18 protein-coding genes are annotated in these 14548 nt (G+C 58.2%); 6 read left to right on the forward strand and 12 right to left on the reverse strand.

Annotation, left to right across the window (positions count from 1 at the left end):
* Positions 1–6: 6 nt before the first annotated feature.
* The 4 genes from FP026_RS06040 to FP026_RS06055 all read left to right on the forward strand — a co-directional run bounded on the left by FP026_RS06040 (position 7) and on the right by FP026_RS06055 (position 2462).
* Complete coding sequence (locus FP026_RS06040) at positions 7–582, forward strand: invasion associated locus B family protein (protein ID WP_149633734.1); 576 nt, start codon at positions 7–9, stop codon at positions 580–582.
* A gap of 14 nt (positions 583–596) precedes the next feature.
* Positions 597–1292 carry a hypothetical protein gene (locus FP026_RS06045; RefSeq protein ID WP_149633735.1) on the forward strand — a complete coding sequence of 232 codons (696 nt, stop codon included), beginning with the start codon at positions 597–599 and terminating at the stop codon, positions 1290–1292.
* A complete protein-coding gene (locus FP026_RS06050; protein WP_149633736.1) occupies positions 1289–1762 on the forward strand; it encodes a DUF4189 domain-containing protein in 474 nt (157 codons plus the stop codon). Before FP026_RS06045 ends, FP026_RS06050 begins: the two co-directional genes overlap by 4 nt.
* Positions 1763–1835: 73 nt before the next feature.
* Positions 1836–2462 carry an invasion associated locus B family protein gene (locus tag FP026_RS06055; RefSeq protein WP_149633737.1) on the forward strand — a complete coding sequence of 209 codons (627 nt, stop codon included), beginning with the start codon at positions 1836–1838 and terminating at the stop codon, positions 2460–2462.
* A 74-nt stretch (positions 2463–2536) separates the two neighbouring features.
* Here the strand turns inward: FP026_RS06055 and FP026_RS06060 are convergent, their stop codons facing one another.
* The 6 genes from FP026_RS06060 to FP026_RS06085 form a co-directional block, all read right to left on the reverse strand.
* On the reverse strand, positions 2537–2833 hold the full coding sequence (locus FP026_RS06060) for a hypothetical protein (RefSeq protein ID WP_149634096.1): 297 nt from the start codon (positions 2831–2833) through the stop codon (positions 2537–2539).
* Between the two features lie 71 nt (positions 2834–2904).
* Entirely contained in the window at positions 2905–3837 is a 933-nt protein-coding gene (locus FP026_RS06065; RefSeq protein WP_149633738.1) for a homocysteine S-methyltransferase family protein, read from the reverse strand.
* A 61-nt stretch (positions 3838–3898) separates the two neighbouring features.
* A complete protein-coding gene (locus FP026_RS06070; RefSeq protein WP_149633739.1) occupies positions 3899–4588 on the reverse strand; it encodes an ABC transporter permease in 690 nt (229 codons plus the stop codon).
* Between the two features lie 11 nt (positions 4589–4599).
* The gene (locus FP026_RS06075) at positions 4600–5325 is read right to left on the reverse strand and encodes an ABC transporter permease (RefSeq protein WP_149633740.1); all 726 of its coding nucleotides are present in this window, start codon (positions 5323–5325) and stop codon (positions 4600–4602) included.
* A 12-nt stretch (positions 5326–5337) separates the two neighbouring features.
* Positions 5338–6111 carry a transporter substrate-binding domain-containing protein gene (locus FP026_RS06080; protein WP_149633741.1) on the reverse strand — a complete coding sequence of 258 codons (774 nt, stop codon included), beginning with the start codon at positions 6109–6111 and terminating at the stop codon, positions 5338–5340.
* 43 nt (positions 6112–6154) lie between these two features.
* Entirely contained in the window at positions 6155–6934 is a 780-nt protein-coding gene (locus FP026_RS06085) for an ABC transporter ATP-binding protein (RefSeq protein WP_149633742.1), read from the reverse strand.
* Positions 6935–7105: 171 nt separating this feature from the next.
* Between FP026_RS06085 and FP026_RS06090 the strand changes: the two genes are divergently transcribed.
* Positions 7106–7591 carry an Lrp/AsnC family transcriptional regulator gene (locus FP026_RS06090; RefSeq protein WP_149633743.1) on the forward strand — a complete coding sequence of 162 codons (486 nt, stop codon included), beginning with the start codon at positions 7106–7108 and terminating at the stop codon, positions 7589–7591.
* Positions 7592–7648: 57 nt separating this feature from the next.
* Here FP026_RS06090 and FP026_RS06095 read toward each other — a convergent pair whose 3' ends face one another.
* From FP026_RS06095 to FP026_RS06115, 5 genes are all read right to left on the reverse strand, one after another.
* Positions 7649–8410, reverse strand: a complete 762-nt coding sequence (locus FP026_RS06095; RefSeq protein ID WP_149633744.1) for an ABC transporter ATP-binding protein — start codon at positions 8408–8410, stop codon at positions 7649–7651.
* Positions 8407–9447: a FecCD family ABC transporter permease gene (locus FP026_RS06100; protein WP_149633745.1), complete on the reverse strand. Its 1041-nt coding sequence runs from the start codon at positions 9445–9447 to the stop codon at positions 8407–8409. The genes FP026_RS06095 and FP026_RS06100 overlap by 4 nt, the downstream gene beginning before the upstream one ends.
* Complete coding sequence (locus FP026_RS06105) at positions 9444–10475, reverse strand: ABC transporter substrate-binding protein (protein WP_149633746.1); 1032 nt, start codon at positions 10473–10475, stop codon at positions 9444–9446. The genes FP026_RS06100 and FP026_RS06105 overlap by 4 nt, the downstream gene beginning before the upstream one ends.
* Positions 10476–10647: 172 nt before the next feature.
* Positions 10648–11745 (reverse strand): DNA polymerase IV, encoded by a 1098-nt coding sequence (gene dinB, locus FP026_RS06110; RefSeq protein WP_149633747.1) that lies wholly within the window; start codon positions 11743–11745, stop codon positions 10648–10650.
* Between the two features lie 231 nt (positions 11746–11976).
* On the reverse strand, positions 11977–13104 hold the full coding sequence (locus FP026_RS06115; protein ID WP_149633748.1) for a helix-turn-helix domain-containing protein: 1128 nt from the start codon (positions 13102–13104) through the stop codon (positions 11977–11979).
* A gap of 498 nt (positions 13105–13602) precedes the next feature.
* Here FP026_RS06115 and FP026_RS06120 point away from each other — a divergent pair, with 498 nt between their 5' ends.
* Positions 13603–13908, forward strand: a complete 306-nt coding sequence (locus tag FP026_RS06120; protein ID WP_149633749.1) for a hypothetical protein — start codon at positions 13603–13605, stop codon at positions 13906–13908.
* 117 nt (positions 13909–14025) lie between these two features.
* Here the strand turns inward: FP026_RS06120 and FP026_RS06125 are convergent, their stop codons facing one another.
* On the reverse strand, positions 14026–14484 hold the full coding sequence (locus FP026_RS06125; RefSeq protein ID WP_246665263.1) for a DUF995 domain-containing protein: 459 nt from the start codon (positions 14482–14484) through the stop codon (positions 14026–14028).
* Between the last annotated feature and the right edge of the window lie 64 nt (positions 14485–14548).

Consider the following 14548-nt stretch of genomic DNA (forward strand, 5'->3'; position numbering starts at 1 on the left):
CACGTCATGCTGAAAGGAGCGCTTCTCGGCGTCCCGGCTTTCATGGCTTGCAGCCTCCTGTTCGGTCCGTCTGCGGCCGGACAGGAGGCTGCCCTCCCAAACTATCGCATAAAACCTTCGGAGGTCGTCGTTCCTCCAGAGCTGAAGCCTGGCGAGTATCAAAGAACCATTCGTCCGTTCGAAAACTGGACCCTGATCTGCGATGAAAACCTGAAGGTCCGCCAACGGGTTTGCAACGTCACTCAGATCATCGAGAACGAGCGGGGGCAGGTTGCATTCAGCTGGTCGCTCGCTGCCACCAAAGGAGGCGAGCCCTACATGATCTTGCGCACCGCCCCTGTTGCCAAGAGCGACGGACGCATCCTTGTGAAGTTCGAGGGTCGCAAGGAGCCTATCCAGGTCAAGCTCGATGGCTGCAACCAAACGGTTTGCGTCGGCATGCTCCCGATCGGGCCTGTCCTGCGCGAGCAGATTTCGAAGAATACCGCGCCGGCGATCTCCTATCCAACGGCGGATGGGCAGACGATCAGCGTGACTGCAAACCTCAAGGGCCTTTCTACCGCCGTGAAGGCGATAAAGTAACGGACGGATTTTCAATGAACCAGCAATCAATCCACGATCGCATCATGTCCCGCAACAAGAACGACGCTGCAATTCAGAACGTGGCTGACGATCAAGTGAAACCGGGGCGGAAATGGCGGAAGGCGACCCTTCTCTCGCTGCTTGCAATCGCCATCGCCGGCGCCGGCGGCTATGCCGTGGCCCGATATGATCTGATCGGGAACCTTCTATCGCAGCCGGCCGTCGCCGCGGCGAACGACGCCAATCCAGCCCTGCCGGACACACCGTTCCTGCAGCACGCCAAAAAGGCAGGGCTACAGTCCTGCTCGACCATCTTTCCGGTTCTCGGACAGTTGCTGACAAGCGGCGCGCAATACAATGTCCAATCGATCTGGAACAATCAGGCGGCCGACAAGCATGCGGTGCAGGCCCTTGTCGGCATGGATTACGCCACACAGGGTTATAGCGGTCCGGCTGCCGGCATCATATTCGCCGCCCCGGTCGCATCCGGCTGCGAGGGCGCCATGGTTCGTGTGGCACCGTTTACAGGCTCTTGTCCGGAAGTTTCGGCCAAGTTCCCGAACGGAAGCAAGCTCGTCAACAATCTCGGGCAGGTCGGGGTCTACGAACTCGGCAGCGATGGCGGCGATGCGATGCTTCTGCCGACCGGAAACGGCTGCGTCGTCATTTCGGTCGCTTCGGCAGCAGGAAAACAAGGGGGCGCAAAATGAAATTGAGATCCGCCATTGCGGCGATCGGCATGTTGTTTGTCTCTACTGCCCAGCTGGGGGCAGCCGATCTCTTTACGACAGAGCAGCCGCCAGCGCCTCCGCCGGAGGAACGCGGCATCTGGGCGGCCATAGCCTATTCCGCGCCCGACGAAAAATACGGTTTCTTCTGGGGCGCCGACAAACGGCAGGAAGCTATGGATATCGCGCTCAAGCACTGCGAGCGGAACAAGGGTAACAGCTGCGTCGTGATCAGCGTGTTTCGCAATCATCGGCACTGGGATGACGACGATAAGACCGGCTTTCCGTACAATCATTGCGGCGCGCTTGCCATCGGCAAGGAAAAACGCGAGCGGGCGACGCCATGGAGCGCGAATTCGGCACCGACGCGCAAGGAAGCTGAAGATCTTGCGCTGAAGGCATGCGAGCGCTCCGGTTCTTCCTGCGCTGTCCGCGAGTGGGTGTGCACCTAACTTATCCGTAACTGTGATCGCGAAAGCCATGCTTTCGCGATCGTGGCTGTCAGTACGGACTCTATACCCCCTAATGTCTTGCGGTGCCGGCCGCAGAAATGTTTTGTTCCAAGCAGAAAGATCTTACCCTTTGCCAGTTTCAACGTTCATTTCAACTCGCACAATCGGTCGCATATTTCGGGCGACGCTCACCTTTGCCTGCGCGAGTGCTGCTTTGACGCTTGCGCCCGCAGCCTTTGCCCAATCGGCGCTGCCAAACGGTGCCTCAAGCCTGCAGGAGGCGTATCAGGACTGGCGTGTCGCATGCAACCAAAGCGACAAGGCGCCGGTATGCACGATTTCGCAGGATCAGACTCAGCAGAATGGTCAGCGACTGCTTGCCGTCGAACTGCAGATGCGTCCCGACGGCAGCGGGGTGGCGACACTTCTCCTGCCGTTCGGCATTGTTCTCGATTCCGGCGTGACACCGAATATCGATGATCAGGCGCCCTTGAAGCCGGTGCGCTTTCGCACCTGTCTGCCAAACGGCTGCATTGCCTTGCTTCCGCTCGACGCTGCAACGCTTGCCAAATTGCGCACCGGCTCGCGCTTAAACCTCAAGGTCGTTGCCGACGGTGGCAATGCGCTGGGTTTCCAAGTCTCGCTACAGGGCTTTTCGGCAGCGGTCGATCGGATTGCCGCCCTGAGTGACAGAAAATAGGACTGTCCCGGCTTTGCGACGGCACTGGAGTCAGGCTCCTTGTGCCGTCGCGCAGCCATGGCGTGCCGAATGGCTCAGGCGAATACCGCGATACAGACGGACAGCCAGATCAAGGCTATTCCCAGCGCCAATGCTCGCCTGGCCTCAACCACTTTCTCTGCCTCTTCTTCCGCAACAGGCGTCGTCACAATCCAGGGCACGCAGCCAAGCGCTGCAAATCCGATGATGGCTAAAACCACCACAAAATAATCGGAAATATGCCAGGGTCCCTGTTCATACACGCCCCAATAGCCGAGGAACGCCATCCCGACCGCAAACATGGTCGCCGATGCGGAGCAAAGCCCGGTAACCGAGCCCGCGGGTGCACGCATCTTGCTTTTTTCCGATATTGACCCATTCATGACGCTATATCCACGCTGGCCGTCGCCTCCGTGCATATATGTCAGGAATTGCCCGCCGCCTCAACGGAATGCATGAGGGATCGCTTCAGCTGGTGAATATGTCCCGCGCCAATCCCGCAGCAACCGCCGACCATCGTTGCGCCGGCATCGACCCATGAACAGGCGAAGCGCGAATAGGCATCATCGTTCAGATCGTCACGGGTCGCATGAAGGCCTTCATTGGCGGCAGATTCGCCTTGTTCCCCCTCGAAAGCATTGGCATAGACGCCGATCTGGAGAGCAGAACCGCTGCTCCTGAAGACCCGTCCCGCCGCGTCGACCGCCGCGCGCATGACTTCCGGCTTGCTGCAATTGAACAGAAGCGCTTCCGCACCAGACGAAGCGGCCCATCGAGCCGCGTCCTCTACCTTTTCTCCGGAACGGAGCGCGGGAGGAGCGCCGTCCCGCTGTGCGGCGTCATCCGCCAAAGTGAACGAGATCCAGAACGGCTTGCCGGTTTCGGCGACCGCGGTGCGGACGGCTTCTCCTTCGGCGATCAGGCTGAGGGTTTCGCCGAGCCAGACATCGACGTGAGGATCGAGATTTGCCACGAGAACCTTGAGATAGTCCTGGACCCGAGACGGATCGAAATTCTCAGGCTCGTAGGAACCGAAGATCGGCGGCAAGGAACCGGCAACCAGGATTTTACGGTCCTTGCAAGCATCGGCGGCGTCACGCGCCAATTTTCCCGCGCGCGCAATCAGAGCGGCACCTTCCGTCCAGAACCGCTCCTCGCCAATATGGAAGGGCACGAGCGCATAGCTGTTGGTGGTTATGACGTCGGAGCCGGCGGCGATGAACTCGTCATGGACCTGTCGGACAATCTCGGGCGAATTGATCAGCGCGAGTGCCGACCATTCCGGCTGCTTCAACTCGGCGCCGAGGCGAAGGAGTTCGCGGCTCATGCCGCCGTCGAGGATCAAGAGTTTGCTCATAAATAGGATCTCCAGAAAGGTCAGGCATGCGGAGAGGTGCGCCCCTCCTTCGTGCCCCCGGTTAGCGCCGCATGGGAACCTGCGCCTCCAGGAAGCGGAAGGCTCGTGCGATAATGGCGGTGATTATGAGGTAGAAGATGGTCACGACGATCAGCGGCTCGTAAACGAGCAGCGTGTCCTGGCGCACCTTGGTGGCAACGGCGTAGAGATCCATCACCGTGACGGTGAAAGCCAGCGGCGTCGCTTTCAGCTGCATGACGATTTCGCCGCCGATGGTCGGCAATGCGATGCGAATGGCGCGCGGCAGCCAGATGCGCCGCGTCAGCGTGAACGGCCGCATGCCGAATGCGCGACCGGCCTCAAGCTCGCCTTTCGGGACGGCAAGCAATGCGCCGCGCAGCACTTCCGCCTCGTAAGCCGCATAATTCAGCGTGAAGCTGACGGCGGCGAAGAAAAAGCCCTCGCGAAGGATCGGCCAAAGCAGGCTCTGGCGAATACCAGGGATGACAGGCAAAAGAGAGCCGACGCCGTAATAAAGCAGCCAGAGCTGGATCAGCAGCGGCGTGCCCCGGAAGAAGGTGCAATAGCCGCTGGCGAAATATCGGAGAAGGCGATTGCTGCTGATCTGCGCGAAGGCGAGGCCGATTGCGATGATGAAGCCGAAGACGACGGAAATCGCAAGCAACGACAGCGTTTGCCAGGCTCCGGTCAACAGAAGTGGCCAATAGGAATTGATCCACGAGAAGGTCATGTCAATGCTCCTCACGCGAGCTTCGGTTGACCACGACGCACCCGGCGTTCAATCAACTTGAACACCGCATTCGAGACGAGCGTGAGGGCGAGATATATGAGGGCGGAGGCCAGGAAAAAGATGAAGTAGTGCTTGGTGCTCGCACCGGCGAGACGCGTGGCGAGAGCGAGCTCCTGGTAGCCGACGACCGCGACGAGCGCGCTGTCCTTGGTGACCGACATCCAAAGATTGGCAAGTCCCGGCAGAGCATTCGGCAGCAGGGCCGGCAGGATAATGCGGCGGAAACGCAGGCGCGGCCCCATGCCGAAAGCCTTTGCCGCTTCGACCTGACCAACGGGAATGGCAAGGATCGCGCCGCGCAGCACCTCCGTCATGTAGGCGCCTTGCACGAAGCCGAGCACGGCGACGGCGACCGCAAAGCCATTCAATTCGAAGGCCGGGAAATTGAGCGCCGCGAAGATCCGGTTGAGGCCGTCCATTCCTGCATAGTAGAGCCCCACGATCAGGATCAGCTCGGGGACCGCGCGAATGGCGGTGGTGTAAAGTTCCAGCAAAAGGCAGAGCGGCCTGATGCCGGAAAGCTTGCCCAGCGCGCCGCCGATACCGAGAAGAAGGCCTATCAGAAAAGCGCCGGCGGAGATGGCGACCGTGGAGGCGGCGCCCGTCAACAGCACTCCACCCCATCCAGGCGGATAGGGGGAGAGCAGGTCGAGAATGCCTTGCTGGGAGGTCGCCATCGTCGCGATCGTTTACTTGGCGCCGTAGATGTCGAAGCCGAAATACTTTCTGGTGATTTCGTCGTATTTGCCGCTGGCGCGCACCGCGGCGATGGCCGCATTGAGCTTTGCCTTGAGCGCGGTGTCTTCCTTGCGCAGGCCGCCGGAAACGCCGGCTCCGAGGATTTCCTTATCGTCGGCGACGTCGCCCATCTTGGCGCAGCAATCCTTGCCGCCATCGCTCTTCAGGAAGGCGTCGAGGGCAAGTGAATCGCCGAAGACATAGTCGATGCGGCCGGCGGCAAGATCCTGAAACGCCTCATCGAGCGTCTGATAGGTCTTTTCGTCCGCGACCTTGGCAAAGTATTTCTTGTAGTATTCCGACTGGATGGTCGACACCTGGATGCCGATGGTCTTGCCCTTGACGTCGTCTGCCGTCGCGCCGGGCTTCTGGTCCTTCGGGCCGATCAGCGTGCTGGGCGTATTGTAGTATTTGTCGGTGAAATCGATGACTTTCGAACGCTCCGCCGTATTCGACATCGATGACCAGATCACATCGAACTTCTTGCTCTGAAGCGCCGGAATGAGACCGTCCCAGGAAAGCTCGACGATCGAGCACTTCTCTTTCATCTGCTCGCAAACGGCGTCCATCATGTCGATTTCCCAGCCTTGCCATTTGCCAGAGGCATCCTTGGCGAAGAATGGCGGATAGGATTCGTTCATGATGCCGAAGCGGACCTCGGCCTGCGCCGTGACGGTGGAAAGGGCAAGCGTTACGCCGGCAAGCAGCATGGGAAGCAGTTTCATATGCGGGTTCTCCTGGTGTTGTTGTCTGTGCGGGAAGTGAAGATCAGGGCGAAAGCATGCCGGTGAATTCACGGCAGCGGGCGCTGAGCGGAGCATCGAAGACCTGCTCAGGCGGTCCTTCTTCCTCGATCCGTCCCTGGTGCAGGAAGAGAACGTGGCTCGAGACATCGCGGGCAAAACGCATCTCGTGGGTCACCAGCAGCATGGTTCGGCCTTCTTCCGCGAGATCACGGATGACCTTGAGCACTTCACCCACCAGTTCCGGATCGAGCGCCGATGTCGGTTCGTCGAAGAGCATCACCGCCGGGTCTATACAAAGGGCTCGGGCAATCGCTGCTCTTTGCTGCTGACCTCCAGAGAGGAAGGCTGGATAGGCATCGCGCTTGTCGTAGAGCCCGACTTTATCGAGAAGAACCTGCGCCTTTTCGATCGCCTCGCGGCGAGGGATGCCCAGGACATGCACCGGAGCCTCGATGATGTTTTCGAGAACGGTCATGTGCGCCCAGAGATTGAAACTCTGGAATACCATGCCGAGCCCCCGGCGGATCCGCTCGATCTGCCGCCAGCTTTTCGGCTGCGTCCGTCCTTGCCGTGCCTGTTTCAAGGCGATTTCCTCGCCATTGACGACGATGCGTCCGCGGTCCGGCATTTCGAGCAGGTTTATACACCGCAGAAACGTGCTCTTGCCGGAACCGGACGAGCCGATGACGGCAATGACATCCCCTTGTCTGGCCGTGGTTGAAACGCCCTTGAGGACTTCGTGTGAACCAAAGCTTTTGTGAAGATCTTCCACACAAAGTGCCTGGGAGGACGGCTCTGCCATGCATAATTCCGATAAAAGACAATTTGCGGAGAATATCGCGAAGATGGGCGGAATTTGCGCGCAATTTCCGATTATTTTGCATAAAAAAAGCAAAAATCTATTTCAGGTGCATCTTTTGTGATAGAATAGAGATGTCGCCACACAATTTCACCGACCGGCCAGAGGAATGGGATGGAAAATCTGGATCGCTTCGATCGCGATATTCTCGATATCGTCCAACGCAACTGCCAGCTCACCGCCGAAACAATCGCCGATGAGGTCGGCCTTTCAACGTCCGCCGTGCAGCGGCGCCTGAAACGGTTGCGCGAGGATGGCATCATCAAGGCGGAAATTGCGGTCGTGGACCGCAAGGCGACCGGAACCTCGATGGTCTTCATCGTCGGCATGGAGATCGAACGGGACAACTACGATGCGCTTGCCAAGTTCCGCCTTTGGGCGGAGAAACAGGATCACATTCAGCAGGTCTACTATGTCACCGGCGCCGTCGACCTCATTGCGATCGTCACCGCCAGCGATGTCGAGCACTATGACGACATCGCCGCGTTGATCATGGCTGAGAATCCGCAAATCCGCCGCATGCATACGAATGTGGTGCTGCGGGACGTGAAACTCGGATTATTCGTTCCGCTGGCAAATGGTGGTGAGGACGGCCGATAGAGCGGTTCGGTTTTCATGGAATTTCTGAATGGTTCTGTGTGGACTGTGATCGGTTCACTATCGCAGATAATGGATATGCGGCCGCTCGTGATGAGGCGAGATCTCGACCCGGGCTTCCACGGCGAAGACGTCCCGCAGGAGGTCTTCGGTCAGCACATCTTCCGGGGCGCCTGCGGCCACGATCCGGCCGTGCTGCATGATGATCAGCTGGTCGCAGAACATGGCGGCATGGTTGAGATCGTGAAGGGCGATGATGCTGGTGATCGGCAGGCCTGAAACCAGCCGCATGAGGCTGATCTGATGCTGAATGTCGAGATGGTTGGTCGGCTCGTCGAGGATAAGTTCTTTCGGTGCCTGCGCCAAGGCGCGGGCAATGTGGGTGCGCTGTTTTTCCCCGCCCGAAAGGCTCAGCCAACGATCGTTGCGCTTTTCCTTCATTCCGGCGCGCTCAAGGGCGCTTTCCACGGTCTCGTCATCCGTCGAGGTCCAGCCTGAAAACATCGACCGATGCGGAAATCGGCCGAGCTTTACGACATCGATGACCTGGAGATTGGCATTGGTCGTGCCGTGCTGCTCGACAAAGGCCACGCGCCGTGCGATCGCGCGCCGAGGCATCTTGTCAAGATCGCGTCCGTCAAGCGTGATGCGGCCGGAATTCGGCTTTTTCAATCCGGCCAGCAGACGCAGAAGCGACGTCTTTCCGGAGCCATTCGGTCCAAGCAGGCCGAGCATTTTTCCCGCAGGCGCTTCGAAGGAGACGCCGTCGAGCACGGTCTTCCTGCCGATTTTCCAGATAATGTTGTCGGCCTTGATGCTCATGATGCGCGCTGGAACCGATAGAGAATGATCGCAAAGAATGGGACGCCGACCAGCGCCGTAACCACCCCGATCGGCAGGACCTGCTGTGGGATGAGGGCGCGTGAGGCGATATCTGCCAGCACCATGAACATCGCTCCGATGATGGCGCAAGCCGGCAGCAGCCGGATGTGAAGCGGCCCGACGACGAAGCGTGCCGTGTGCGGTACGACGAGACCGACAAAGCCGATCGAGCCCACCATGCTGACGATGGTCGCTGTCATCATCGCGGTCAGCGCAAAGAGCCCCATCCGCGCTCGCCCGACATTGACGCCAAGAGACGAGGCTGCCTCGTCACCAAAGGCGAAGGCGTCCAGGACACGCGCGTAGAGCAGACAGGCGGCAAGCCCGAAGCCGACGATAGTCGATACCAGCATGAATTCCGGCCAGCGTACGCCGCCGAAACTGCCGAGCAGCCAGAACATCACATCACGCGCCTGTTGGGCATTCCCCGATGTCGTTACGATATAGGATGTCGCGGCGTTGAACAGCTGAGAGGCGGCGACGCCGGCAAGGATGGTGCGATCGGCACCGCCTCGTGTGCCGTTGGAAAGGAGAGCGACAAAGAAAAAGGCAGCGAATGCGCCGGCAAAGGCACCTGCCGACAACGAAACCGCACCGGCGCCGACGCCCAAGATGACGACCGCAACGGCACCCGTCGAAGCACCCGCCGAAATGCCAAGCACATAGGGTTCGGCAAGGGGATTTCGAAGGAGCGATTGCATGATTGCCCCCGACAGTGCCAGCCCCGCACCGCAGAAAGCCGCCACCAATGCCCGGCTGAGGCGATAATCCCAGATGACCGTTTCGTGGATGCGGTTGATCTCGACGCCTGTCCAGCCGAGCCTGTTGGTGATGGCGTAGAACGTCGTCGACAGCGGGATCGGCAGGTCGCCGATGCCGACACTGATACCGATGATCAGGCCGATCGCTGCAAGGGAGGCCAGCAGCAACAGGCCGAAGGCAGCCAGTTGCCGTAGGGTGCGGTACGCGTCGATCACTTCAGCAGACCAAGTGCCTTGAGCTGCTGGGCCACCTGCTCGGCGCCATAGATCGTGCGGATGGTCGGGTTCATGGCCTGACCGTCCATGACGACGATGGCCTTGTTCTTGACGGCGGGAAGCTGGCTGACGGCCGGATCGGTGGTGAGAAACTTGATCTTGGCTTCCGGCTTGTCGAGTTCCCAGCGATTGCGGTCGAGGCTGGCAACGACAATGACATCAGGATTGGCGGCGATGATGCTCTCCCAGCCGAGTGTCGGCCATTCCGCTTCGGTGGTAATGGCATTGTGGCCGCCAAGCAGGTCGGCGATATAACCTGAAGGGCTGTTTTTTCCGCCGACATAGGCATCTGCAGATGGCGATGGGCTAGAGAACCAGAAGACATAGGAGAGCTTCTTGCCGTCCTTCGGCGCATTCGCGCGGAGTGCCGTTTCCCGCTTTTTGAAATCCGCGATCAGCGCCTGGCCCTTGTCGCGGACATCGAAAATCTGCGAGAGTTCGTCGATCTCCTGATAGAGCGTGCTCATGTTCCAAATCTGGCTACGGGCGGCATTGCCGTATTTGTCCTGAGAAGCACCCTGGGCTGGGCAGATACTGGGGGAAACATAGGTGGGAATATTGAGCTTTTCGAAGTCCTCGCGCTTTGCCACCTTGCTGCTCGGTCCCATCAGGGTCGGTAGTGCGGCTGTAACGAAATCAGGATTTTCCGAGAGGATCGATTCAAAGGTCGGGAACTCGACCGTCAGCAGCTTGACCTTGGAATTGGCTTCCGCAAGCTGCGGCAGAACTTTGTTGGGCCAGAAGGCGGTGCCGACCATTTTGCTCTCAAGACCAAGCAAAAGAAGAATTTCGGCACTGTTCTGGCCAAGCCCGATCGCCCGTTCCGGTGCTTTCTGGAATGTGACCTTGGTGCCGCAATTGTCGATCGTCAGAGGATAGCTGGTGGATGCGGCAGATGCCGCCGGTACGGCAAGGCCGAGCGCTACGCAAAGAGCCGAGACGGCTAAAAGTGATTTCAATATGGTCACGAAAAACATCCTGATCGTTTGCGGCCAAATGTGAACGGGTAAAAACACCCGCGGCGGTATAGCCTTGTCAGGCGGTTACAAACAAGAGGAATTTACTCATATTTATGCAGATTCGGCACGCATGGACCAGGGCAAGGCCTGGGTTCGCCGGTATCACCGCCGTGACCGGCAATTAAATGCCAAGATCGAGCTGGGATTGCGAGCGGCCATCGTCGTTTTCCTCGTTCGTCAGGGATGAAAGCGTGACGCCGAGCAGCCGAACCGGCCGCCTGAACGGATGGACGGTCGCCAAAAGCGCGGATGCCGCTTCAAGGATTTCATCCATGCCCGCGACCGGAACAGAAATGGTCCGACTGCGCGTGGCCTGCGTGAAATCCGAGTATTTGATCTTCACGGTCACCGTCTTGCCGCTGATGCCGCTTGCGTCGCAGTAGCGCCAGACCTTCTCTGCGAGCGGCCGCAATTCCGCCGTCGCCAGATCGAGATCGTCGATATCCTCCGGAAACGTATCCTCCGCGCCGACGGATTTGCGGATCCGGTCGGGCCTCACCTGGCGTTCGTCGATGCCCCGGGCGATCCCGTAGAAATATGGTCCGGACTTTCCGAAATGCTCCTGCAGGAAGACGAGGGGCTTCGCTTTCAGATCGAGCCCGGTTTCGATCCCGTATTTGCGCATGCGCTCGGCGGTCGCCGGCCCGACACCATGGAATTTGCTAACGGGCAGCGCCTCGACAAATGCCGGTCCGTTCTTCGGCGTGATCACAGCCTGGCCGTTGGGCTTGTTCAGATCGCTCGCCATCTTGGCGAGAAACTTGTTGTAGGAGATGCCGGCGGAAGCATTGAGCCCGGTGACCTGCTTGATCCTGGCCCGGATTTCCAGCGCGACCTCGGTGGCGATCTCCACGCCCTTGAGGTTCTCGGTGACGTCGAGATAGGCCTCGTCGAGCGAGAGCGGCTCGATCAGCGGCGTATATTCGGCGAAGATCTCGCGGATCTGCTGCGATACGGCCTTGTAGACGTCGAAGCGCGGCGGCACGAAAATCAAATCCGGACATTTGCGCTTCGCAGTCACCGATGGCATGGCCGAACGAACGCCGAAGGCGCGGGCCTCATAGCTTGCCGCAGCCACAACGCCGCGCGCTGCGGACCCGCCGACCGCAAGCGGCTTGCCGCGCAGTTCGGGATTGTCTCGCTGTTCGACCGACGCGTAGAAGGCATCCATGTCCACATGGATGATTTTGCGAACGGGCGTCGAGCTCATATCGTTCATTATCGTCTCGGTGGTCCGCGCTAGAATCAGGCCGCGCTAGAATGACGTAGGTGAGCATGATTTCGTCCGAAAATCGCGTGCACTTTTCGGCATCATGCTCTGGCGTTCCAACGCTACCGCAAATCGCGGCGTGTCGAACAAATACGGAACATATCACGCTTGGCGACGATATCAAACAGGCTCCGGATCTTGCCGGGCAGGACTTTGCGACGTCGCTGCCGGCCTGGATTGTCATAGACCAAGCGTACCGAGCCAGCTATCGAAACTCGACACTGAAGCCGCGCGCGACGGCGCTTCCGTCTTGAAATCTCGTGAATGCTTGCGCACTTCGCTTGGGTTGTAGCCGAACTCATGGGTGAAAGCCCGGCAGAAGTTGGCGGCGGACTCGAAACAGAACTGACCGGCTATCTCGCCGATTTTCCGGCCATCGGCGGGATCGTTAAGCGCGGCGCGCGCGGCCAGAAGCCGTTTTCTTCTTATATAGTTGAGCACTCCGCTCGAGGTCTGAAACAGCTCGTAAAGGCGGGTGCGCGAAATCGCCAGTTCACGGCTTAGGGTTTCCGGCGTCAACTCCGCGGAGCCGAGGTTGTTCTGAATGAAATGCCTTGCCCGGGTCATCAATCCGCTTTGCGATATTTCGCCATCGATCTGGCCGTGCATCAAGGGGGATATTGTATGGAACACCATCTCCCGAAGCTGGTTCCTGACGCTTGGAAGATCGTCTCTGGTCAAGCGAAGGAGATTGACTTCGAGAAAATCCATGTAACTCGAAAGTAACGAGACGCGCGGGCCTCCAAGTACGATATTGCTGCTGGCGCTCGGCAGTCCACCATAGGCGGCAAACAGATCGCATGGCAGGATCAGCGTCGTGGATTGCGCCGGCAAGGTTCGTCCGTAAAAGGGGCAGCCCAGCATTCGGATTTCCATCATGCCGGGCTCGTTTTCGACAACCTTGCCGTTTACGCTCGCCCATGTCTTTCCGGTGCGCAAAAAAGTGATCTGCCAATGATCTATCGAGCTGAAGCGCACCTTTTCCGGGGTGCGTTCGAAACTGAATGCCGGGGTGTCCTGCTGAATGAGCAAGACCCCTTCGAGGTTCCATACAATCTGCTTAACCGCGAACGGCTCATAGGCTTTTGCTTGATTTTGCAGCCGCATATCGATCAGCGGCGCCATGCGCTCCTGCCAGGCTGCAAATTGCCGATCGGGGCGCAGCTCCTCCGTTGAAAACGCCAGGGACGCCAGCTCCGTTCTTTCGGGAAGCTCGCTGTAAAGCGGTACCTGTGGGGAGCGGGGCCAGCGGCGGCGCTCGACAGCCTTGGGCTGTTCAAATGAAATATCTGCTTTGCTCCACATCATTGTAGCGCCCCCTCGACACTACATAGTGTGTTTACTTGCCGCGGCTGCAGCGCCCATTGAAAATTCTGCAGCTGGCCCCCACACCAGTTGATCATATTAAAACCACATTTGTTTGTGGATTAGCCGCCTTCTCGTGAGATCCAGCCTGATTTCCAACTTTTCATGCCGGAACGAATCTGATTCCTTATTGTAACAGGAAGAGAGAGGGATAAACGCACGATAGGTTGCGTCCTCGTCTTTGAGGCGGCGGACATCTCTGTTCGACAGCGCGGCGAGCAGCTTGGCAAAAGGCCAAACTGCCCGGCTGATGATCTCCGGCGGCCATCGCAAGGAACGCAAAACTGATACCCGAGAGGGTCGCATTTACCGCAAACCTTACTTCAATACTCGTAACAGTTACTTAAGCATTATTCTCTAATAATTTCAAGAATTTTATCGAGAGATGGAAATAATTTTAACGGATGTGGAAACGAAGATAGAGGATATGGAAGTAAGCAAATGGTAGTAAACCCGATTAAGCCGAAGTTTTATCTTTCCCGCCTTGTATCAAGCTTGACTTCTGTTTGCTTGTGCGCCCTTTTTCTTGCCTACCCGGCAGAAAATGCGGTGTCCGCAACCATGAATAAATATAAATACAAGACCATCGATCTGTACATGAAGAAAAGCGAAAGCAACATGTACTTTTATGGGACCGGTCAGGTTCGCAAGAGGACAACGGTTTCCTCCGACGAGTATTTCAAGGGGGCGCCCTATATCTGCACGCCGAGCGGCTTTGGACGCACCTCGCATTGCTACAATCGTTGAACAAATTGAAACCGTCTGGCAATTGATCCCGTTGCCAGAACGGTCCCGAATGTCTCAATCCATGCCGACGTCACAGTCGATCGATCTTGCCTGCTCGCCATCTTCTCTGTATCCGGTTTAGCTGGGCAAGTGCCGGATGACGTAGTTGTCTCTGCGCAGTTTCATTGCCTCGTCGTCATGTCTCGGCAGGTTGTGACGAAATACATACCACTTTCCGTCCGGTAGGCGCTTCTGATAGATGACGCCGTCTTTTTCACGGTGCAGAAAGCAGGACGTCTTTTCCACGTCGTACGTCTTGTTCTGCCAACGAGCCTTCATGCATAGCTTGCCGTTGAAGGTCGCATACCAGGTGCCTTTGGCATAAGTTCTGTCGGCGCCGGTATGCGACCAGGCCATGAAGCTGTCTTGCTTGGCGGAAAAATAGCCGGCACCATCTTTCCAAATCCACGACCGGCCGGCGTAAAGGTTTCGCACGTCCGAGGCGCTTATCGATGTTGCTTGAATGGCAGAGCGCTCGATCATCCAATCGGCATGCTGCCGGCTCGCAGCATGTGCCGATCCACCCAACAGCAACATCGATATGGCTGCACCTGATATAAAGAGTCTTGCGAGAGACATCTTCGCCTCCATTTTTGTTGTT

The sequence above is a fragment of the Martinezella tropici genome (genome assembly GCF_008370325.1).
GTDB lineage: Bacteria > Pseudomonadota > Alphaproteobacteria > Rhizobiales > Rhizobiaceae > Rhizobium > Rhizobium tropici_B.